Annotated in this window: 25 protein-coding genes; 23 read left to right on the plus strand and 2 right to left on the minus strand. The window is 72.3% G+C overall.

Going from position 1 to position 19,482, the window contains the following annotated elements; all coding sequences use genetic code 11:
* Positions 1-24 precede the first annotated feature (24 nt).
* The 19 genes from ABD907_RS09460 to ABD907_RS09555 all read left to right on the plus strand — a co-directional run bounded on the left by ABD907_RS09460 (position 25) and on the right by ABD907_RS09555 (position 14,383).
* Complete coding sequence (locus ABD907_RS09460; protein WP_345215999.1) at positions 25-384, plus strand: GntR family transcriptional regulator; 360 nt, start codon at positions 25-27, stop codon at positions 382-384.
* Complete coding sequence (locus ABD907_RS09465) at positions 381-1,298, plus strand: ABC transporter ATP-binding protein (protein WP_345216000.1); 918 nt, start codon at positions 381-383, stop codon at positions 1,296-1,298. Before ABD907_RS09460 ends, ABD907_RS09465 begins: the two co-directional genes overlap by 4 nt.
* On the plus strand, positions 1,295-2,098 hold the full coding sequence (locus tag ABD907_RS09470) for a hypothetical protein (protein WP_345216001.1): 804 nt from the start codon (positions 1,295-1,297) through the stop codon (positions 2,096-2,098). The genes ABD907_RS09465 and ABD907_RS09470 overlap by 4 nt, the downstream gene beginning before the upstream one ends.
* Before the next feature lie 2 nt (positions 2,099-2,100).
* Positions 2,101-3,045: an ABC transporter ATP-binding protein gene (locus tag ABD907_RS09475; protein ID WP_345216002.1), complete on the plus strand. Its 945-nt coding sequence runs from the start codon at positions 2,101-2,103 to the stop codon at positions 3,043-3,045.
* A complete protein-coding gene (locus ABD907_RS09480; RefSeq protein ID WP_345216003.1) occupies positions 3,042-3,854 on the plus strand; it encodes an ABC transporter permease in 813 nt (270 codons plus the stop codon). Before ABD907_RS09475 ends, ABD907_RS09480 begins: the two co-directional genes overlap by 4 nt.
* A gap of 212 nt (positions 3,855-4,066) precedes the next feature.
* Positions 4,067-4,528 (plus strand): 30S ribosomal protein S16, encoded by a 462-nt coding sequence (gene rpsP / locus ABD907_RS09485; RefSeq protein WP_345216004.1) that lies wholly within the window; start codon positions 4,067-4,069, stop codon positions 4,526-4,528.
* A gap of 1 nt (position 4,529) precedes the next feature.
* Positions 4,530-4,769 carry an RNA-binding protein gene (locus tag ABD907_RS09490; protein ID WP_345216005.1) on the plus strand — a complete coding sequence of 80 codons (240 nt, stop codon included), beginning with the start codon at positions 4,530-4,532 and terminating at the stop codon, positions 4,767-4,769.
* A gap of 1 nt (position 4,770) precedes the next feature.
* Positions 4,771-5,328, plus strand: coding sequence for a ribosome maturation factor RimM (rimM, locus tag ABD907_RS09495; RefSeq protein WP_345216006.1), 558 nt, complete (start codon positions 4,771-4,773; stop codon positions 5,326-5,328).
* The gene (gene trmD / locus ABD907_RS21245; RefSeq protein ID WP_486334070.1) at positions 5,328-6,704 is read left to right on the plus strand and encodes a tRNA (guanosine(37)-N1)-methyltransferase TrmD; all 1,377 of its coding nucleotides are present in this window, start codon (positions 5,328-5,330) and stop codon (positions 6,702-6,704) included. The genes rimM and trmD overlap by 1 nt, the downstream gene beginning before the upstream one ends.
* Before the next feature lie 215 nt (positions 6,705-6,919).
* Positions 6,920-7,276 (plus strand): 50S ribosomal protein L19, encoded by a 357-nt coding sequence (gene rplS, locus ABD907_RS09510; protein ID WP_345216007.1) that lies wholly within the window; start codon positions 6,920-6,922, stop codon positions 7,274-7,276.
* Positions 7,277-7,453: 177 nt separating this feature from the next.
* Complete coding sequence (gene lepB, locus ABD907_RS09515) at positions 7,454-8,251, plus strand: signal peptidase I (protein WP_345216008.1); 798 nt, start codon at positions 7,454-7,456, stop codon at positions 8,249-8,251.
* Positions 8,248-9,147 carry a ribonuclease HII gene (locus ABD907_RS09520; protein WP_345216009.1) on the plus strand — a complete coding sequence of 300 codons (900 nt, stop codon included), beginning with the start codon at positions 8,248-8,250 and terminating at the stop codon, positions 9,145-9,147. Before lepB ends, ABD907_RS09520 begins: the two co-directional genes overlap by 4 nt.
* 120 nt (positions 9,148-9,267) lie before the next feature.
* Positions 9,268-9,567 carry a hypothetical protein gene (locus ABD907_RS09525; RefSeq protein ID WP_345216010.1) on the plus strand — a complete coding sequence of 100 codons (300 nt, stop codon included), beginning with the start codon at positions 9,268-9,270 and terminating at the stop codon, positions 9,565-9,567.
* 6 nt (positions 9,568-9,573) lie between these two features.
* Positions 9,574-9,918 carry a hypothetical protein gene (locus ABD907_RS09530; protein ID WP_345216011.1) on the plus strand — a complete coding sequence of 115 codons (345 nt, stop codon included), beginning with the start codon at positions 9,574-9,576 and terminating at the stop codon, positions 9,916-9,918.
* A gap of 62 nt (positions 9,919-9,980) precedes the next feature.
* On the plus strand, positions 9,981-10,283 hold the full coding sequence (locus ABD907_RS09535) for a DUF2469 domain-containing protein (RefSeq protein WP_345216012.1): 303 nt from the start codon (positions 9,981-9,983) through the stop codon (positions 10,281-10,283).
* Positions 10,284-10,385: 102 nt separating this feature from the next.
* The gene (locus tag ABD907_RS09540; RefSeq protein WP_345216013.1) at positions 10,386-10,748 is read left to right on the plus strand and encodes a YraN family protein; all 363 of its coding nucleotides are present in this window, start codon (positions 10,386-10,388) and stop codon (positions 10,746-10,748) included.
* The gene (locus ABD907_RS09545; protein ID WP_345216014.1) at positions 10,748-12,289 is read left to right on the plus strand and encodes a YifB family Mg chelatase-like AAA ATPase; all 1,542 of its coding nucleotides are present in this window, start codon (positions 10,748-10,750) and stop codon (positions 12,287-12,289) included. Before ABD907_RS09540 ends, ABD907_RS09545 begins: the two co-directional genes overlap by 1 nt.
* Positions 12,282-13,439 carry a DNA-processing protein DprA gene (dprA, locus tag ABD907_RS09550; RefSeq protein ID WP_345216015.1) on the plus strand — a complete coding sequence of 386 codons (1,158 nt, stop codon included), beginning with the start codon at positions 12,282-12,284 and terminating at the stop codon, positions 13,437-13,439. The genes ABD907_RS09545 and dprA overlap by 8 nt, the downstream gene beginning before the upstream one ends.
* Positions 13,436-14,383 (plus strand): tyrosine recombinase XerC, encoded by a 948-nt coding sequence (locus tag ABD907_RS09555; RefSeq protein WP_486334071.1) that lies wholly within the window; start codon positions 13,436-13,438, stop codon positions 14,381-14,383. The genes dprA and ABD907_RS09555 overlap by 4 nt, the downstream gene beginning before the upstream one ends.
* 3 nt (positions 14,384-14,386) lie before the next feature.
* Here the strand turns inward: ABD907_RS09555 and ABD907_RS09560 are convergent, their stop codons facing one another.
* Both ABD907_RS09560 and ABD907_RS09565 read right to left on the minus strand, forming a co-directional pair.
* A complete protein-coding gene (locus tag ABD907_RS09560; RefSeq protein ID WP_345216017.1) occupies positions 14,387-15,049 on the minus strand; it encodes a YdeI/OmpD-associated family protein in 663 nt (220 codons plus the stop codon).
* 38 nt (positions 15,050-15,087) lie between these two features.
* Positions 15,088-15,702: a M23 family metallopeptidase gene (locus ABD907_RS09565; RefSeq protein WP_345216018.1), complete on the minus strand. Its 615-nt coding sequence runs from the start codon at positions 15,700-15,702 to the stop codon at positions 15,088-15,090.
* 438 nt (positions 15,703-16,140) lie between these two features.
* Between ABD907_RS09565 and rpsB the strand changes: the two genes are divergently transcribed.
* The 4 genes from rpsB (at position 16,141) to frr (ending at position 19,471) form a co-directional block, all read left to right on the plus strand.
* On the plus strand, positions 16,141-17,184 hold the full coding sequence (gene rpsB, locus ABD907_RS09570) for a 30S ribosomal protein S2 (protein WP_345216019.1): 1,044 nt from the start codon (positions 16,141-16,143) through the stop codon (positions 17,182-17,184).
* A gap of 31 nt (positions 17,185-17,215) precedes the next feature.
* Positions 17,216-18,055, plus strand: a complete 840-nt coding sequence (gene tsf, locus ABD907_RS09575; protein ID WP_345216020.1) for a translation elongation factor Ts — start codon at positions 17,216-17,218, stop codon at positions 18,053-18,055.
* Between the two features lie 110 nt (positions 18,056-18,165).
* Positions 18,166-18,909, plus strand: a complete 744-nt coding sequence (gene pyrH, locus ABD907_RS09580; RefSeq protein WP_345216021.1) for a UMP kinase — start codon at positions 18,166-18,168, stop codon at positions 18,907-18,909.
* A 4-nt stretch (positions 18,910-18,913) separates the two neighbouring features.
* Complete coding sequence (frr, locus tag ABD907_RS09585) at positions 18,914-19,471, plus strand: ribosome recycling factor (protein WP_345216022.1); 558 nt, start codon at positions 18,914-18,916, stop codon at positions 19,469-19,471.
* Positions 19,472-19,482 lie beyond the last annotated feature (11 nt).

Consider the following 19,482-nt stretch of genomic DNA (forward strand, 5'->3'; position numbering starts at 1 on the left):
GAACCACTGAACCGGGGAGGCGACGTGTTCGACGGTCCGGAGCCGATCTACGTGCAGATCGCCGAGCACCTGCGCCGCCAGGTCCTCGACGGCACCTTGGCTCCCGGTGACCAGGTCATGTCGACCACACAGTTCGCCACCACCTACCGGATCAACCCCGCGACGACGGCCAAGGCCTTCAACCTGCTCGTCGACGAAGGGGTGCTCTACAAGCAGCGAGGACTGGGCATGTACGTGGCTGAAGGCGCCAGGGAGCGACTACGCGAGAGACGGCAGGCCGACTTCTTCACCGACCGGCTCGACACGGTGCTCGACGAGGCCCGGACGCTGGGCATCGGCGAGGACGAACTCATCAGCTACATCAGGAAAGGAGCCGGGCGATGACCTCCCCGAGCACCATCGAGACCACGGGACTGGCGGTCGAGGTCGAGGACCTCAGCGTCCGGTACGGGGACAGGCGGGCCCTGGACCACGCCAGCCTCACGCTGCCCGCCGGGTCGATCATCGGCCTGCTCGGCCGTAACGGCTCCGGCAAGACCACCTTGCTCTCGACCGTCGCCGCACTGCGCCGGCCCGACTCCGGCCGGGTGCTCGTCGGTGGGCAGGAGCCGTTCGAGAACGAGAAGCTCATGGAGCAGATCTGCCTCGTGCGCGAGAGCGGCGACGTCCTGCCGGACGAGCGCATCTCCACCAATATCGAATACTTCGCGACAGCACGCCCGAACTGGGACGACGAGCTGGCGGGCCGTCTGCTCGACGTCTTCGAGCTCGGCGCGCGCTCGCGTCCCCGCCAGCTCTCACGTGGCCAGCGCTCGGCCTTCGGGGTCGTGCTCGGCCTCGCTTCCCGGGCGCCGCTGACCATGCTCGACGAGGTCTATCTCGGCATGGACGCACCGTCGCGATACGCCTTCTACGACCTGCTCCTCGAGGACTACGTCGAGCACCCGCGCACCATCGTGCTGTCCAGCCATCTCATCAGCGAGCTCGACCGGCTGCTCGAGCACGTCGTCGTCCTGCACGAGGGCAGCACCCTGCTCACCGGCGACGCCGACGAACTGCGGGGACGTGGCGCGACCGTCACCGGCCGCGCCGCCGACGTCGACCAGGCCGTCGCCTCGTTGAGCGATGTCACCGTCCTGTCCGAACGGAGCCTCGGCGCCACCAGGCAGGTGACCATCATCGGCGAGCAGGACCGGCTCGGTCCCGACGTGACCGGTCGGGTCCGCGACGCGGGGCTGGAGCTCGGGCCCGTGGAGCTCCAGGACCTGTTCGTCCACCTCACCGAGAGGAAGTCATGACCCCCTCGCAGCAGCACATGTCCGGGAGGGACGTCACCGGTATGGCCAGCGGCGCCCTGCGGCACGGCCGCCGGATCAGCACGAGTCGTCCCCAGTGGCGGCGGGCGACACGGTGGATGCTCGGTATGCAGCTCTACCTCGCGGCCTGGTTCTGGCTGATCGCCGTGATCGTCATCGCCGCCGCGCTCTTCGTGCTCGACCGGACCGTCGGCGTCCAGCTGTCGTACTTCCAGTTCGTCCAGCACGGGGCCCTGTGGTTCCCGTTCGCGCTGATGATCACCGTGGTCGCCGCGATGATCACCCCGCACGTCGCGAACGGGATGACCCGGCGCTCGTTCGCCGTGGCCGTGCTGGTGACCGCCGCTGTCGTCGCGGTGCTGTACGGGTTGTTGATGGCAGTCGGCCTCGAGATCGAGGGGGCCGTCTACGACAGCTTCGGCTGGCCGCACGCGCACGTCGCGAACGCCGTCGACGACGCCACGCCGATGGCCGAGCCGTGGACGCAGGGCTTCGCGGTCTCCGCGCTCACCTACGCCGTCCGGACCGCGGCCGGTGCGGTCGCCGGCATGCTGGTCGCCATCACCTACTACCGCTACGGCGGCCTGCGCGCCACTCTCGCGCTCCCGTTGACCGTAGCGCCCGCGCTCGTCAGCCAAGACGCCCTGGCGAACCTGCTGGGCGACGCGCTCAGCCTCTCGCTGCCCGCCCTGTCGCTGCTCACCCTCGTCGCGCCGCTGCTGGCGGCCGCAGCCTTCTACCGGATCACCCGGACCGTCCCCATCGCACAGCCCTGGAGCTGACCATGAATCCCGACGCACCCGTCATCCAGATCACCCACCTGCGCAAGACCTACGGCGAGAAGGTCGCCGTCGCCGACGTCAGCCTCGCGATCCAGCGCGGCGAGATCTTCGGCATCCTCGGCCCCAACGGGGCAGGCAAGACCACCACCGTCGAGCTGCTCGCCGGCCTGCGGCAGGCCGACGGCGGAACGGTGCGGATCCTCGGCACGGACCCGCAGGCCGATCCCGCAGCCGTGCGCCACCGCGTCGGCGTCCAGCTGCAGGAGTCCCGCCTGCCCCCGAAGATCCGCGCCCGGGAGGCGCTCGAGCTGTACGCCTCCTTCTACCCGGACCCGAAGGACCCGGGGGAGCTGCTCGACATGCTCGGCCTGACGGAGAAGGCGGAAACGGCCTTCAAGGATCTTTCGGGCGGCCAGCAGCAGCGCCTGTCCATCGCGCTCGCCCTGGTCGGCAACCCGGAGATCGCCATCCTCGACGAGCTCACCACCGGCCTCGACCCGCAGGCCCGCCGGGACACCTGGTCGCTCATCGAGCACGTCCGGGACAGCGGCGTCACGATCGTCCTCGTCACGCATTTCATGGACGAGGCGGAGCGGCTCGCGGACCGGCTCGCCATCATCGACGCGGGTCGAGTGGTCGCCGAAGGCGCGCCCGCCGACCTCGTCGCCGCCGGGGACGACCGGCGCACCTTCCGGATGCGCCTTCCCGAAGGCGCGCCCGCCGAGCTCCTCACCCGAGTCTCGGAGCTGCCCGACGTCGACACCGTCTCCCGGGTCGGCGCCGAGCACGAGGTCACCGGCGGCCCACGGGTCCTGCCCGCCGTCGTGCTGGCGCTCGCCCGGCAGGACGTCGTCCCCGACGAGATCCGCACCATCTCCCGCACCCTCGAGGACGTCTTCGTCGACGTCACCGGGGCCCGGCCCGAACTGACGGAGGTCCTGACATGACCGCTGCACCCGCCACCCTCAACGCCACCGACCGTCCACCCGCACGCCGGCTCGCCGGGCGGGGGATGCGTGCCCTGCTCCTGAGCGAGGTCCGCCTGTTCCTGCGCGACCCAGGCTCGGTCTTCTTCGCCCTGGCGTTCCCGGCCGTCGTCCTCATCGGGGTCGGGTTCGCCATCCCGGGGATGGACGAACCGGTCACCGACCCGGGTCCCTGGCAGGGCGAGCCGACGATCTTCGTCATGATCCCCGCCGTCCTGGCGGCGGCCATGGCGACCCCGGCGCTCACCACGCTGCCGGTCTCCATCGCGAGCTACCGGGAGCAGGGCCTGCTCAAGCGGCTCTCGACGACCCCGATGCGTCCCCAGGGCGTGCTCGTCGTCCACGTCATCATCGGTGTCGCGTCGTTCGTCGTCGCGTCGCTCCTCGCCCTCGGGCTCGCTGCCCTGATCTTCGACGTCGGCGGACCGCAGCAGCTCGGCACGGCGGTGCTCACCGGCGTCGCCGGTGCGGCGGCCATGTTCGGCGTCGGGCTGCTGATCGCGGCCGTGGCACCGCGCGGGAACGCCGCCCAGGGGTTCGGGATGCTGGTCTTCTTCCCGATGCTGTTCTTCGCCGGCCTGTGGACGCCGGGCCCGGTCATGCCGGACGCCGTCGCGGCCGTGGCCACCTGGACGCCGCTCGGTGCGGCGAGCCAGGCGATGACGACCGCCTGGTTCGAGCAGGGCTTCCCGCTGCTGCAGATGCTCGTCATGGCGGGCTACGTCGTCGTGCTCTACCCGCTGGCGGCCAAGCTCTTCCGCTGGAGCTGAGCCGACGGGTCGCGGGACGTGTCGAAGGGCACGTCCCGCCCGCCGTCGCGCGGGTTGGGGCCGGCGTGCGCATCTGGCAGAATGAGCGGCTGTACTCAGCCCGGGCGGTCCCTCTCACTTTCCGGAGCTGTGTCCTGTGACGTCAGTGGATGCCGGGGCCCCACCCGGCGACCACGATGTCCATCCCGAACGAAACCAGGAGTGACCACCTAGTGGCAGTCAAGATCCGCCTGAAGCGCATCGGCAAGGTCCATGCGCCGTACTACCGCGTCGTCGTCATGGACTCGCGCAAGAAGCGCGACGGCCGTGCGATCGAGGAGATCGGCAAGTACCACCCGACCGACGACCCGTCGTTCATCGAGATCGACTCGGAGCGCGCGCAGCACTGGCTCTCCGTCGGGGCTCAGCCCAGCGAGCAGGTCGCCGCGCTGCTGAAGGTCACCGGTGACTGGCAGAAGTTCAAGGGCCTGCCCGGCACCGAGGGCACCCTGCGCACCAAGGAGAACGCGGTCTCCGACGAGGCGCGCGCCGCCGCCGTGAAGGCGGCCGAGGACGAGGCCGAGCAGCGCAAGGCGCGTGCGGCCGAGGCCAAGACCTCCTCCGAGGACAAGACCTCCTCCGAGGACAAGACCGCGGCCGAGTCGGCGGACGAGAAGCCCGCCGAGGACGCCTGAGGTGCTGGCTGACGCCCTCGAGCATCTCGTCCGTGGCATCGTCGACAACCCGGACGACGTGCAGGTGACCAACCGGTCGCTGCGTCGTGGCGAGCTGCTCGAGGTCCGCGTGCACCCCGACGATCTGGGCCGAGTCATCGGCCGGTCGGGGCGCACCGCGCGTGCCCTGCGCACGGTCATCGGCGCGCTGTCGACCTCTGGCCCCGTGCGGGTCGACGTCGTGGACACCGACCGCCGCTGACGTGCTGCTGACCGTCGCCGTCGTCGGCGCTCCCCACGGGCTGCGCGGCGAGGTGCGCCTGGACGTGCGCACCGACGAGCCGGCGCGTCGCCTCGCCGTCGGCAGCTCCCTGGAGACCGAACCCGCCGACGCGGGTCCGCTCACCGTGGACCGCACCCGCACCACGCCCGACGGCGCCGCGTTCGTCGTCTTCGCGGAGGCGCGTGACCGCACCTCGGCGGAGGCGCTGCGCGGCGTCCGGCTCGTCGTCGAGACGGACGAGCTGGACGCCGCGGAGGACGGCGAGGACGCCGACGGCTGGTACCCGCACGAGCTCGTCGGGCTGCGCGCGGTGCACGCCGACGGCCGGGACCTCGGTGAGGTGATCGACCTGGAGCACCTGCCCGCGCAGGACGTCCTCGTGGTCACCGAGCCCGACGGCACCGAGGTTCGGGTGCCGTTCGTGAGCGACCTGGTGCCCGACGTCGACGAGGCGGCCCGCACCATCACCCTCGACCCACCACGAGGACTCTTCGCCGGTGACCCGGCCGAGTGGGACGACGACCTCGAGGACGCCTGATGCGCGTCGACGTCGTCTCGATCTTCCCCGGCTACCTCGACGCGCTCGACCTCTCCCTCGTCGGGAAGGCCCGCCGCGACGGCGTCCTCGACCTGCGCGTGCACGACCTGCGCGACTGGACGACCGACCGGCACCGCACCGTCGACGACACCCCGTTCGGCGGTGGTGCGGGCATGGTCATGCGGCCGGACGTCTGGGGGCGGGCCCTCGACGATGTGCTCGGGGAAGGCGGGTCCGGCCGGACCGTGCTCGTGCTGCCGACCCCCTCGGGGGAACGGCTGACCCAGCGCTCGGTCGAGGACCTGGCCACCGCCGACCGCCTGGTCATCGCCTGCGGACGCTACGAGGGCATCGACGCCCGCGTCGCCGATCATTACGCCGGGGCCGAGGCGCCCGAGGTCAGGGAGATCTCCCTGGGCGACTACGTGCTCAACGGCGGAGAGGTCGCCGCGCTCGTCGTCGTCGAGGCCGTCGCCCGGCTGCTGCCGGGCGTCGTCGGCAACCCCGAGTCCCTCGTGGAAGAGTCGCACGGCACCGGCTCCAAGGGCGGGCTGCTGGAGTACCCGGTCTACACCAAACCCGCGGAGTGGGCGGGTCGGCCGGTGCCCGACGTCCTGCTGTCCGGGCACCACGGCAAGGTCGCCCGGTGGCGACGGGACCAGGCGCTGGAACGCACCGTGCGCCGTCGTCCCGATTTGATCGAGGCCCTGGAGCCGGCCGAGCTCGACCGCGGGGACCGGGCGGTGCTCGCCCGCCACGGCTGGTTCCTCCCCGCCGAGGGCGCGCCCGTCCGGGTGCGGGTACGTCCCGGGCGGTCCGGAGACGCCGACGCGCTCGCCGAGCTGGCCGCCGCCACCTTCCCGCTCGCCTGCCCGCCGGAGCTCGGCGAGGCGGACATCGCCGCGTTCGTCGCCGAGAACCTCGGCGCCGCCCGGTTCGCCTCCTACCTCACCGACGCGCGGTACCGCGTCCAGGTCGCGGAGACCTCCGGCGGCCTCGTCGGCTACACGCTCGTGGTGCTGCCGTCGACGGCCGAGGAACCCCCCGACGCCGAGGACGTCGCCGCCCTCGTGCCTGACAGGCCGGCGGCCGAGCTGAGCAAGTGCTACGTCCTCCCGGCGTTCCAGGGCAGCGGTGTGGCCGGGGCGCTCCTCGAGGCCGTCCGCCGCGAGGTGGCAGCCATCGACGTGGAGGGCCGGCCGGTCGCCGTGCTGTGGCTCGGCACGAACGCCGCCAACCGGCGCGCCCGAGCCGGCTACGGCAAACACGGCTACACGACTGTCGGACCCCGCCGCTTCCAGGTGGGGGAGCAACCCATGGAGGACGTCGTCATGGCGCTCGGCCTCACCGCGGAGCCCGGCGACAACCGGCGCTGACGTGCCACAGACCACACGGCCGGCTGCCCGGGCGCGGTAGGCGGGCGCCCGGCGCCTGTGGCAGACTGAGGCGTTGCCGCGTCCCGGCACGCGCCGTCGGACCTGCCGCAGGGGGTTCACACGGCCCGCGGACGCCGCCACCCGAACACATACCGGCAGCGGACGCTGCCCTGACAATCGCGCGTGACCTGTGGCACGAGCGGGAAGAGATCACCATGCAGACCCTGGACACCGTCGACGCCGCCTCGAAGCGCGACGACATCCCGGAGTTCCGTGCCGGCGACACCCTGAAGGTCAACGTCAAGGTCGTCGAGGGCAACCGCTCCCGCGTGCAGGTCTTCCAGGGTGTGGTGATCGCCCGCTCCGGTGCCGGCGTGCGCGAGACCTTCAAGATCCGCAAGATCAGCTTCGGCGTCGGCGTCGAGCGCACCTTCCCGGTGCACTCGCCGACGATCGACTCCATCGAGGTGGTCAGCCGCGGCGCGGTCCGTCGCGCGAAGCTGTACTACCTGCGCGAGCTGCGCGGCAAGAAGGCCAAGATCCGCGAGAAGCGCGAGACTCCCGCTCGCTGATCCGGTCAGGACGGCGACGCACTGCCGTCGGCGTGCCCGGTGATGTGCCGGGCACGCGGCATGTCGGCGGTGCTCGCGTGCGCAGGCGCATCGCCTTGTTAGGGTTCGCTCACGTCTGTCGCACCCCGCGCGTGCGGGCCGCCTGGCAGGACGCGTGCCCGAGGGGAGCAGAATCGTTTGACCACGGACAGCACCGCGCGTGACGGCCAAGCGGCCGGCGGCAGTGATCACGCTGCTGAACCGATGCCGCCCAGCTACCCACCGGGTCCCCAGAAACCGGCCGGGCAGGACGAGCCTCGGCAGCGCAAGGGCAGTTGGTTCCGTGAGGGCCTGACCGTCATGGTTTCGGCGATCGTGCTGTCGATCCTCATCAAGACCTTCCTCGCCCAGGCCTTCTACATCCCGTCCGGCTCCATGGAGAACACCCTCGAGCTGGGGGACCGGGTCATGGTCAGCAAGCTGACTCCTGGCCCGGTCGATCTCGAGCGCGGGGACGTCGTCGTGTTCGTCGATCCGGGCGGCTGGCTCGACGAGGTGCCGGAGGACGACCGGGCACAGTGGCAGCGCACCGCCGCCGAGGTACTCACCTGGGTAGGGCTCCTGCCGCAGAACGCCGGCCACCACCTCATCAAGCGAGTCGTCGGGTTGCCCGGTGACCACGTCGTGTGCTGCACCGACGACGGCCGGATCACCGTCAACGGCGAGCCCATCGAGGAGGAGCAGTACCTCCACGACGGCGTGAAGCCGAGCCAGGTCCCCTTCGACGTCACCGTGCCTGAGGACCGCGTCTGGGTCATGGGCGACAACCGGCCGAACTCGGCCGACTCACGCGCCCACATGGGTGACCCGGGCGGCGGTACCGTGCCGATGGACAACATCGTCGGCCGCGCGTTCGTCTTGCTCTGGCCGGCCGACCGGATCAGGCTGCTGAACAACCCGCAGGAGACGTTCGCCGACGTGCCGGAGTCGCCGTGACCACGACCGCCACCACGAGGCGCCGCAAACGCCCCAAGCCGTCCCGCAAGGTCGAGACCGCGCTGCTCGCCGAGCTCGGGGACGGGGCGTGCCTGGCCGGCATGGACGAGGTCGGCCGAGGCGCGCTGGCCGGACCGGTCAGCGTCGGCGTCGCCGTCGTCGACGCCGGTACCTCGCGGCGCATGCCACGCGGCCTGGCGGACTCCAAGCTCCTCGCCCCGCAGGCGCGCGAGGACCTCGTGGGTCCGGTGCGCTCGTGGTGCGTCGCCGGCGCCGTCGGCCATGCGGAGCCCGCGGAGATCGACGACATCGGCATCATGGCGGCGCTGCGGCTCGCCGGGCAGCGGGCGCTCGCCGAGCTCGCGAGCCAGGGGATCGAACCCGGCCTCGTGCTCCTCGACGGCAACCACGACTGGCTCGCTGCGCCGATGCAGGGGGACCTGTTCTCGCCGGAGCCGCCGGTGGTGCGCGTCCCCGGCACGACAGAACAGGTGCGGATCCCGTCGGTCCGCACCCAGATCAAGGCCGACGCCACCTGCGCCGTCGTGGCGGCTGCCAGCGTGCTGGCGAAGGTCGCCCGCGACAGCCTCATGGTCGAGCTCGACCCGGAGCACCCGCAGTTCGGGTGGTGCGGCAACAAGGGCTACGCCTCGCCGGACCACATGGCCGCCCTGCGTGAGCACGGGCCGTGCCTGCTGCACCGCCGGTCGTGGCGGCTCCCGGAGCAGGGGGGCGACCCGTACGCGGTCGAGGCTCTCGACGAGGCAGACGGGGATGCTACGTACGAGGCGTACGGCGAGGCGTACGGCGAGACCGACGACGCGATCGGTGACGAGCTGCCGGACGAGCAGGCGGAGCAGAGGGACGAGCCCCTCGCCCTCCTCGACCGGGCCTGAGGCCCGCACCGGCGGCGCTTCAGCAGGCGGCTCGTCGGGAGGGCGCGGTTTCGGCAGGCCATCCCTTCCATGGTCCCGCCACTATCGCGGCCATCACCGGAACGGGCGTACGTTGGTGAGATGCTCGTCGGAATTCTCCTCGTGCTGTGCGGATCAGCGCTGTTCACCTGGTCCGCCGTCGAGATGTCGCACGCCAACCCGACGGTGGCCTTCCCGCTGTGGAAGGATCCGCCTCGACGGCCCTGGAAGGCTCTGGGCCTGCGCGCCGGCGGGGCCGCCCTCGCAGTCCTCGGTGCGGGCCTGGCCGGTGACACCATCGGCTACTGGTCGGTGCTGCTGATCGTGGCGGCGTTCGGCGGGATCCCTCTGATCTACGTGATCCACAACCGGAGGCTGACGACCACCGCACGGGCGAGCTGACGCGTGATGACGGGCACCGGGGAGCCGTACGGCACGGGCGAGCGCTCGGCGCAGTCCGTGTCTCGGCGGCCTGGCCGGGTGGTGGCGCAGGTCGCCGGCGGGGCGCTGTGCGGTGCGCTGATGCTGGCCGGAATGGCGTTCCGGCCCATCGAGGCGACGGCGGTCGGACTCGTGGTGGTTGCTGTTTGCGCGATCGTCGCTGTTCGCCGCCGCCGCGCGGGAAATCGGGGAGCTGGCGCTGTCGCCGTCGCGGTCGGGACGGGAGCGCTGGTCGTCCTGGCACTCTGGTGGATCAGCGTGCTCGTCCACCTCGAGCCCGACCAGGTGACCGATGGCGGCGGCACGGCGTAGTGGTCCCTGTCGCTCCTCCGCCTGCGTTCGATGCCCGGGCCGGCTAAGGGCATGATGGACCCGTGAGTGCCGAAGACCTGGAGAACTACGAGACCGAGCTTGAGCTCGACCTGTACCGCGAGTACCGCGACGTGGTGGGTCTCTTCGCGTACGTGGTCGAGACGGAGCGGCGCTTCTACCTCGCCAACCAGGTCGACGTCGAGGTCCGCTCGGCCGGCGGCGAGGTCTTCTTCGAGCTGACGCTGAGCGACGCGTGGGTCTGGGACGTCTACCGCTCCGCCCGGTTCGTGAAATCGGTCCGGGTGGTCACGTTCAAGGACGTCAACGTCGAGGAGCTCGCCAAGCGCGAGCTCGAGGTGCCGTAGCGTCCACAGCGCACCCCTCCTGCCGGTCCGCTGACAGAACCGGCCGGCCGCGCCGCACCGCGATGCCCGCCGCGGGCACGGTGTCCGCGGAGGTGGTTGCCCGTGCGAGCGAAGGACGCCGTCGGCAGGTACGGCGAGAACGTGGTGGCGCAGCAACTGGCTGCGCGCGGGTGGGAGGTGCTGGACCGCAACTGGCGGTGCCGGCACGGTGAGCTGGACATCGTCGCCCGAGAGCCCGGCGGCGCGCTGGTGTTCGTCGAGGTCAAGACGCGGCGCGGGACGGCGTACGGCCATCCGGCGGAGGCGGTCACCCGGGCGAAGCTCACCCGTTTGCGGCGTCTGGCTGCCGCCTGGTTGGCCGAGCACGCCGGCGTCCATGCCGAGACGATCCGGATCGACGTCGTGGCGGTGCTGGTCCCGCGCTCCGGCGCGGCGCAGCTCACCCATGTCGAGGCGGTGGGCTAGTGGGACTCGCACGCACGTGGGCCGTCAGCCTGCTGGGACTGACCGGCCACCTCGTCGAGGTGGAGGCGCACATCAGCCAGGGGCTGCCGGCGTTCGCGCTCGTGGGGCTGCCCGACACCGCGGTCAACGAGGCCAGGGAACGCGTACGAGCGGCGGTGACCAGCTGTGGCATCACCTGGCCCGCGCAGCGCACGACCGTCAACCTCTCGCCCGCCTCGCTGCCGAAGTCCGGCACCGGGCTGGACCTCGCCCTCGCGATCGCGGTGCTCGTGGCAGGCGGCCTCCCTGCCCGGGACCGTGCCGCCCGCACCGTCCATCTGGGCGAGCTCGGGCTCGACGGACGGCTCCACCCGGTGCGCGGGATCCTGCCCGCCGTGGCTGCCGCTGTCGCGGCGGGACGGACCGAGGTCGTGGTCCCGGCAGGCAGCGCCGCCGAGGCACGCCTCGTTCCGGGTGCCGAGGTCCACGCGATCGAGCACCTGTCAGAGCTCGTCGTCGCCTACGGCGGAGAGGCGTTCCGGCCCGACAGCGCCCCCGTGGACCTGGTGCGCCCCGTGCCCGCAGAGACCGTGACCGAGCCCGACCTGCGGGACGTGCGCGGCCAGGAAGAGGCCCGGTTCGCGCTCGAGGTCGCCGCGGCCGGTGCGCACCACCTGTTCCTGCAGGGCTCGCCCGGGACCGGCAAGACGATGCTCGCCGCTCGGCTCCCTGGCCTGCTGCCCGATCTGCCGGAGTCTGATGCCGTCGAGGTCTCCGCCGTGCACAGCATCTCGGGCACGCTCGACGCCGCCACCGGGCTGCTGCGCCGTCCGCCGTTCGAGGACCCGCACCACACCGCGACGGTCGCGGCAGTCGTCGGCGGCGGCAGCGGGTTCCCCCGGCCGGGCGCGGTGAGCCGGGCCCACCGCGGTGTTCTCTTGCTCGACGAGGCGCCGGAGTTCGCCCCACGCGTGCTGCAGACGCTGCGCCAGCCCCTGGAGCACGGGGAGCTGGTCCTGCAGCGGGCGACGGGCTCGGCCCGCTATCCCGCCCGGTTCCAGCTGGTCCTGGCGGCGAACCCGTGCCCGTGCGGCAAGGCCTCGGGCAAGGGCCTGGCCTGCTCGTGCTCGCCGATGGATCGGCGGCGCTACCTCGGGCGGCTCAGTGGACCGCTCCTGGACCGGATCGATCTTCAGGTCGACGTCCCACCGGTCACCCGTGCCTCGCTGGCGATCGCCGACGCTCCCGAGCCTTCGGCGGTGGTGGCCGCCCGCGTCGCGTCGGCGCGGCGGCGCCAGCACCGACGGCTCGCGGGCACCGGCTGGCGCACGAACGCCGAGGTGCCCGGCGCGTGGCTGCGCAGCGACGAGGGCGGTCTGCCCGCCGAGGTACGTGTGGCGCTCGAGCGTGCCCTGGACCGGGGAGCGCTGAGCATGCGCGGCCTCGACCGGGTGCTGAGGGTGTCGTGGACCCTCGCAGACCTGGCCGGTCAGGACCGGCCCACCGTGACCGACGTCGGCACGGCACTGGCGCTACGAACCCGTGGGAGCAGCGATGCCTGATCTGCCGTTCGACCTCACCGACCCCCGCCTCGCCGCCGCGGCGTGGAGCAGGATCGTCGAGGCGCCGGATCCCGCGGCCGGCGCCCTCGTCGCCGAGCTGGGCGCGGCTGACGCGCTCGCCTGGCTGTGCTCGGTGGCAGGCGGGCGCTCGAGCGTGGGGGAGCGGCGGTGGCGGGAGTCGGTCGCCCGCTGGGCGCCGCGCCTGGACAACCTGGACATCCGCCGCGAGCTGGACACCCTCCGCGCCCTGGGTGGACGGCTGGTGGCCCCGAGCGACAAGGACTGGCCGGCGAGTCTCGCCGACCTGGGGGTGAACCAGCCGTTCGCGCTGTGGGTCCGGGGTCGAGTTCCGGTGCTGGCCGTGCGCGGCGTTGCGATCGTCGGCGCGCGCGCGTCGACGTCCTACGGCCAGCACGTGTCGGCCGAGATGGCCGCCGGGATCGCCGAGTCCGGGCTGAGCGTGGTCTCGGGCGGCGCGTACGGCATCGACGCGGCGGCGCACCGGGGTGCGCTGTCCGTGGACGGGACGACTACCGCGTTCCTCGCCGGTGGCGTCGACCGGCTGTACCCGACGGGCAACTCGGCCCTTCTCGAGGCCGTGGCCCAGGCGGGCGTCGTCGTCTCCGAGGTGCCGCCCGGCTCGGTGCCCTCCCGGAACCGCTTCCTCGCCAGGAACCGGCTCATCGCGGCGCTGTCGTCGGCCAGCGTGGTGGTGGAGGCCGCCTGGCGGTCCGGTGCGCTGAGCACAGCGGGGCACGCGGCGGCGCTGTCGCGCCCGGTGGGCGCCGTCCCGGGGCCCGTGACGTCGATGGCGTCCGCCGGCTGCCACCGGCTGATGCGGGAGCAGGGCGCGGTGTGCGTCACCGACGCCGCCGAGGTGCTCGAGCTCGCCGGCGGTGCCGGAGAGCACCTTCTCGAGGACCGGTCCGCACCGACCGGCCTGCTCGACGGGCTGGACCCGCTGGCCTCCAGGGTGCTCGACGCCCTGCCCGCGCGCGGCTCGGCCCCGGTCGCGAACGTGGCGCGCGCCGCGGGGCTGTCCGTCAGCGAGGTGCGCTCGGCCCTCGGCCGCCTCGAGCTCGGCGGCACGGCCGAGCGGGTCGGAGGGAGCTGGCGCCGGCAGCGCCGGCGCGAACCCCGGCGGGGATGAGCCTAGACGGGGAGCGCCGGGCGTACGGTGACGGCGTGAGCACCGACGACGAGCAGGTGCTGGACGCCTTCGCTCGACACCTCGAGCTGCAGCGGAACCTCAGCAGGCACACCATCCGTGCCTACCTGGGCGACGTGACCTCGCTGCTGGACCAGCTCCACGAGGCCGGCGTCGCACTGCGGGACCTGGACCTCAACCAGCTGCGGACCTGGCTCGTCGGCCAGCAGCGGCGCGGCATGGCCAGGTCCACCCTGGCGCGCCGGGTCGCCGCGGTGCGGACCTTCTGCACCTGGGCTGCCCGGGCCGGGCACATGGGCTCCGACGTCGGCGCGCGGCTGCGCAGCCCGCGCCCGGACCGGCACCTGCCCGTCGTGCTCGGCGTCGACGACGCCGCGAGCCTGCTCGAGCTCGCCCGCGAGCGGGCGGCCGACGGCGACGATCCCGTGCAGGTGCGTGACTGGGCCGCGCTGGAGCTGCTCTACGCGACGGGTGTGCGGGTCGGTGAGCTGGTCGGCACGGACGTCGGGGACGCCGATCTCGGGGAACGCACGCTCCGGGTGACCGGCAAGGGCGACAAGCAACGAATGGTCCCCTTCGGTGTGCCGGCCGGCCGGGCGCTCGCGGCCTGGTTGGAGCAGAGCCGTCCGCGCCTCGTCCGCCCGGGCACCGGTGCGGCGCTGTTCCTCGGTGTGCGCGGCGGACGGCTGGATCCCCGGACCCTGCGCGGGGTGCTGCACCGGCTCGCCGCCGAGGCCGGGGTGCACGACCTGGCGCCGCACGGGCTGCGTCACTCCGCCGCCACGCATCTGCTCGCCGGTGGCTCGGACCTGCGCACCGTCCAGGAGGTGCTCGGGCACGCGTCGCTGGCCACGACCCAGCGCTACACCCACGTCACCCCGGAACGGCTGCGGGCCGCGTACACACAGGCCCATCCGCGGGCCTGACCGCTACGGTCTGCCGGCCTCTGCGGCAGCGGCCGCGGCCCGGGTCAGCCACGCCGGCGACTTGCCGTAGCGCTGGAAGGGGACGAGCCTGCCGTTCGCGGAGTCCTCGACGAGCTGGGTCATCCGCCGGTCCCGGGTAGCCGCCTGCTTGGCGCCGAGGACCCAGCCGACGCAGATGCGCCGGTAGGAGGGCGTCGCCGCGTCCCAGAACGCCGTGGCCGCCGGGGATGCCGCAAGCTGCTCGGTGTAGGAGGGTGGCAGCGCGGCCTCGCCGTCCTGCTCGTAGGAGTAGATCCCCTCCCGGTCCGGCCGGCGACGCTCGAAGGCCGCGAGACCGGCCGGATGCATCCGGTCCTCGGTGATCAGCCGCTCCACGATCGCGACGTTCACGCGGCTCCAGGTGCTCGTCGGCTTCCGCGGGGTCCAGCGCTGACGGCGGGTCGTCTCGTCGATGCCCTGGGCGACGGAGTCGATCCAGCCGAAGCACAACGCCTCCGGCACGGCCTCCGCCCAGGTGAGCCCGCGGTCGAGCACGCCCTTCTTCCTGAGCCCCATCCATAGCTCCGTCGCCGTCTCGTGGTTCTCCTCGAGCCACGCACGGAACTCCTCGGGACCGCTGAAGAAGATCGCAGGTCGCTCGGCGCTCCCGCCCGGTGTGCCGATCATGCGCCGATCATGCCAGCGCCCACCGACATCGCCGCCCGTCATGGCAGCAGACGAATGACCACGTTCGCTCCCAGCAGCTCCAGCGGGTCGACGTACGAGTCCGGACCGGTCCGCGCGCCCACGTGCAGGCAGCTGGAAGGCGGACCGCAGTGCCCGGGCACGAGGTGGCCGATGACCTCGCCGCCATCGACCCGGTGCCCGGGCTCGACCGCGGGCCGGACCGGCTCGTAGGTGGTTCGGATGCCGTCCCGGTGCTCGATCGAGACGACCGGGCGGTCGACGACGCTCCCGGCGAAGACGACCGCACCGTCGGCCGCGGCGAGCACGGGGGCTCCCGGGGCGAGCTCGAGGTCGACGCCGCGGTGACCGGCGGCCCAGATCGCTGCTGGCGCGTCATAGCCGCGAAGCACCGGTGCCGGCCCGCCGGTGGGCCACTGGTACGAGGTCCCCGCCTGGTACGGGGCCTGCGGGTCTGGCGCCAGGACCAACGGTCTCTTCTCGCCGGACCAGGGGTCCGGCGTCGGGAACGAGGCGGCCGCGCCGGGTGCGAGCGCCGCGAGGCCGGCGGCGGCGAGGCCCGTGGCCAGCACGGCCAGGGCACGTGCGCGGCGGCGCTTCCGCGGGAGCGGTCGGTGGGATCGTCGTGGGTCCATGCCGGCACCGTGCACCGGATGACGCCCGCCACGTCGTCCGCCGGGACGCTGCTGTGGAGCGGGCGGAGGCCGGGCGGCGCGGTGGACGGCTCAACAGATCGGCTCGTTGGTGCGGCGGAACGTGACGACTGCCGCACGGGCACGGTGCCGGTCCCACCGGCTCATCGGATAGCATGGTGCCCGCAGCCGGCCCAGTCGGCTGACATCGCGTGCCCGCACGTCGTCGCACCAGCTCGTCCCTCGCGGGCGGGCCTCGGTCGGCGAGGCGAGAAGCAGCGGTCCCGTGCCGGAAGTCAGGTGCGGGTGCTCGCTCGCCGCAGGCACCAGGGCTCATACGAGCAGACAACCGGAAACAACGGGCCACGGGGTGCGGGCGGAAGACGTCGGCGCCGACGCGGCCCCCTCTGCGCGGCGACGCCGCGCCGGAAAGGACGTCCCATGGCCGTCGTCACCATGCGCCAGCTCCTCGAGAGCGGCGTGCACTTCGGGCACCAGACCCGACGCTGGAACCCGAAGATGAAGAGGTTCATCTTCACCGAGCGCAACGGTATCTACATCATCGACCTCCAGCAGTCGCTGAAGGACATCGACCGCGCGTACGAGTTCGTCAAGGAGACGGTCGCCCACGGAGGCACCATCCTCTTCGTCGGAACCAAGAAGCAGGCGCAGGAGTCGATCGCCGAGCAGGCGCTGCGCGTCGGCATGCCCTACGTCAACCAGCGTTGGCTCGGCGGCATGCTCACCAACTTCGGCACCGTGCACAAGCGCCTGCAGCGCCTCAAGGAGCTCGAGCAGGTCGACTTCGACGACGTCGCGGCTTCCGGGTACACCAAGAAGGAGCTGCTCATGCAGCGCCGGGAGAAGGACAAGCTGGAGCGCACGCTCGGCGGTATCCGCGACATGGCCAAGGTGCCGTCCGCCATCTGGATCGTGGACACCAAGAAGGAGCACCTGGCCGTCGCCGAGGCGCGCAAGCTGGACATCCCGATCGTGGCGATCCTCGACACGAACTGCGACCCGGACGAGGTCGACTACCGCATCCCGGGCAACGACGACGCCATCCGCGCCGTCTCCCTGCTGACGCGCGTGATCGCCGACGCGGCCGCCGACGGGCTCGTGACGCGCCACGGCGGCGGTGGAGGCGAGGCCGAGACCGACGCCGAGCCGCTGGCCGAGTGGGAGCGTGAGCTTCTCGAGTCCCAGGGCGAGCAGCAGCAGACCACGACGGCGCCCGCCGTCGCCGACGAGGCGGTCGACACCACCGCCGAGGCCGCCCAGGCGGCCGAGCAGACCGCGGGCACGACCCACGACGCCGCGGAGGTCGCCGAGGCCGCCGAGGCTGCGGAGGAGACCCCGGGTGCGGCCAGCACCACCGAGGCCGCCACCGCGGGTGCCGACGTCACCCAGGTCGCCGACAACGCCCCGGCCGCCCAGGACGCCCAGGACGCGGCGGACACCGCGGACACCGAGAAGCAGTCCTGACTCACCACCGCTGATCTGGAGAGGATCGTTAATGGCGAACTACACCGCCGCCGACATCAAGGCCCTGCGCGAGAAGACGGGCGCGGGCATGCTCGACGTCAAGAAGGCTCTCGACGAGGCCGACGGCGACCAGGACAAGGCGCTGGAGGTCATCCGGGTCAAGGGCCTCAAGGGCGTTGCCAAGCGCGAGGGGCGCACCGTGGCCGAGGGTCTCGTCGCCGCCGAGGTCTTCAGCGCCGGCACCGGTGAGACCGGCGTCATCGTCGAGGTGAACTCGGAGACCGACTTCGTCGCGAAGAACCAGTCCTTCATCGACTTCGCGAACACCGTGCTCGCCGCCGCCGTCTCCTCCGGGGCGAGCGACGTCGAGTCGCTGATGGCCGCCGAGGTCGACGGTGAGACGGTCGCCAGCAAGGTCGACGGCATCGCCGCGACGCTGGGCGAGAAGATCGTCGTGCGCCGCGTCGGCCGCGTCAGCGGTGAGCACGTCGCGATGTACCTGCACCGCACGGCCAAGGACCTCCCGCCGTCGGTCGGTGTCCTGGTGGCGTCCGACTCCGCCGGTGCCGCCGTCGCACGGGACGTGGCCATGCACGTGGCCGCGTTCTCCCCGACGTACCTGTCGCGCGACGAGGTCCCCGCGGACCTCGTGGAGAACGAGCAGCGCATCGCCGAGGAGACCGCCCGCAACGAGGGCAAGCCGGAGCAGGCGCTGCCGAAGATCATCCAGGGCCGCATGAACGGCTACTTCAAGGAGAACGTCCTGCTGGACCAGGCGTTCGCGAAGGACCCGAAGAAGACGGTCGGCTCGGTCGTCGAGGAGGCCGGCGGCACCCTCACCGGCTTCGTCCGGTTCCGCGTCGGTTCCTGACCCAGCACCGCCCCGGCCCGGCAACGGGCCGGGGCGGTTCGACGCACAGGCAGCTTGACGACGGGCACTTCCGCGGCGCCGCGACGGCGCAGCAGTCCAGGAGGCAGAAGATGATCGACCAGCCGACCGACCGCTCCCGACGCGTGCTGCTGAAGCTCTCCGGAGAGGTCTTCGGGGGCGGCAAGGTCGGCCTCGATCCCGACGTCGTCGGTGACGTCGCCCGACAGATCGCCGCGGCCGCCGCGGACGGCGTCCAGGTCGCCGTCGTCGTCGGCGGCGGCAACTTCTTCCGGGGCGCGGAACTGTCCCGGCGCGGCATCGACCGCTCGCGCGCCGACTACATGGGCATGCTCGGCACCGTCATGAACGCCCTCGCGCTGCAGGACTTCCTCGAGCAGGCGGACGTGCGCACCCGGGTGCAGACTGCCATCACCATGGGACAGGTCGCCGAGCCGTACATCCCGTTGCGTGCCATCCGGCACATGGAGAAGGGACGCGTCGTCGTCTTCGGCGCCGGCGCCGGCATGCCGTTCTTCTCCACCGACACAGTCGCCGCGCAGCGGGCGCTCGAGACGCACTGCGACGAGGTCCTCGTCGGCAAGAACGGTGTCGACGGCGTCTACACGGCCGACCCGCGCACCGACCCGACGGCCACCAAGCTCGATCACGTCACCTACACCGACGCCCTCCGCGGCGGACTGCGCGTGGTCGATGCCGCCGCCTTCAGCCTCTGCATGGAGAACGAGCTCACCATGCGCGTCTTCGGCATGGGTCCCGACGGAAACGTCACCAGGGCCCTGCGCGGTGAGAGGATCGGAACACTCGTGACCGCCAACCACAACACCAAGGAGTGACGCCGTGATCGACGACGCCCTGCTCGAGGCCGAGGAGAAGATGGACAAGGCGGTGGACGTGGCCCGCGAGGAGCTGAGCCACATCCGGTCCGGTCGCGCGAACTCCGGCATGTTCGCCCAGATCCCCGTCGACTACTACGGCGCGCCCACGCCGCTGCAGCAGCTCGGCTCCATCAGCATCCCCGAGGCCCGCACCGTTCTCATCAGCCCGTACGACCGCGCCGCGTCCAACGCGATCATCAAGGCCATCCGCGAGTCGGACCTCGGTGTCAACCCCACCGACGACGGCAACGTCATCCGCGTCGTGCTGCCCTCCCTGACGGAGGAGCGCCGCCGCGACTACGTCAAGCTCGCCCGTGCCAAGGGCGAGGACGCCCGCATCTCGATCCGCGCCATCCGCCGCAAGGCGAAGGAAGAGCTGGACCGGATCAAGAAGGACGGCGAGGCCGGTCAGGACGAGGTCGAGCGCGCGGAGCGGGAGCTCGAGAGCGTCACCAAGAAGCATGTCGACCTCGTCGACGGCGTCCTCGAGGGCAAGGAGAAGGAGCTGCTCGAGGTCTGAGCGGACCGGAT

The organism is Georgenia halophila (assembly GCF_039541595.1).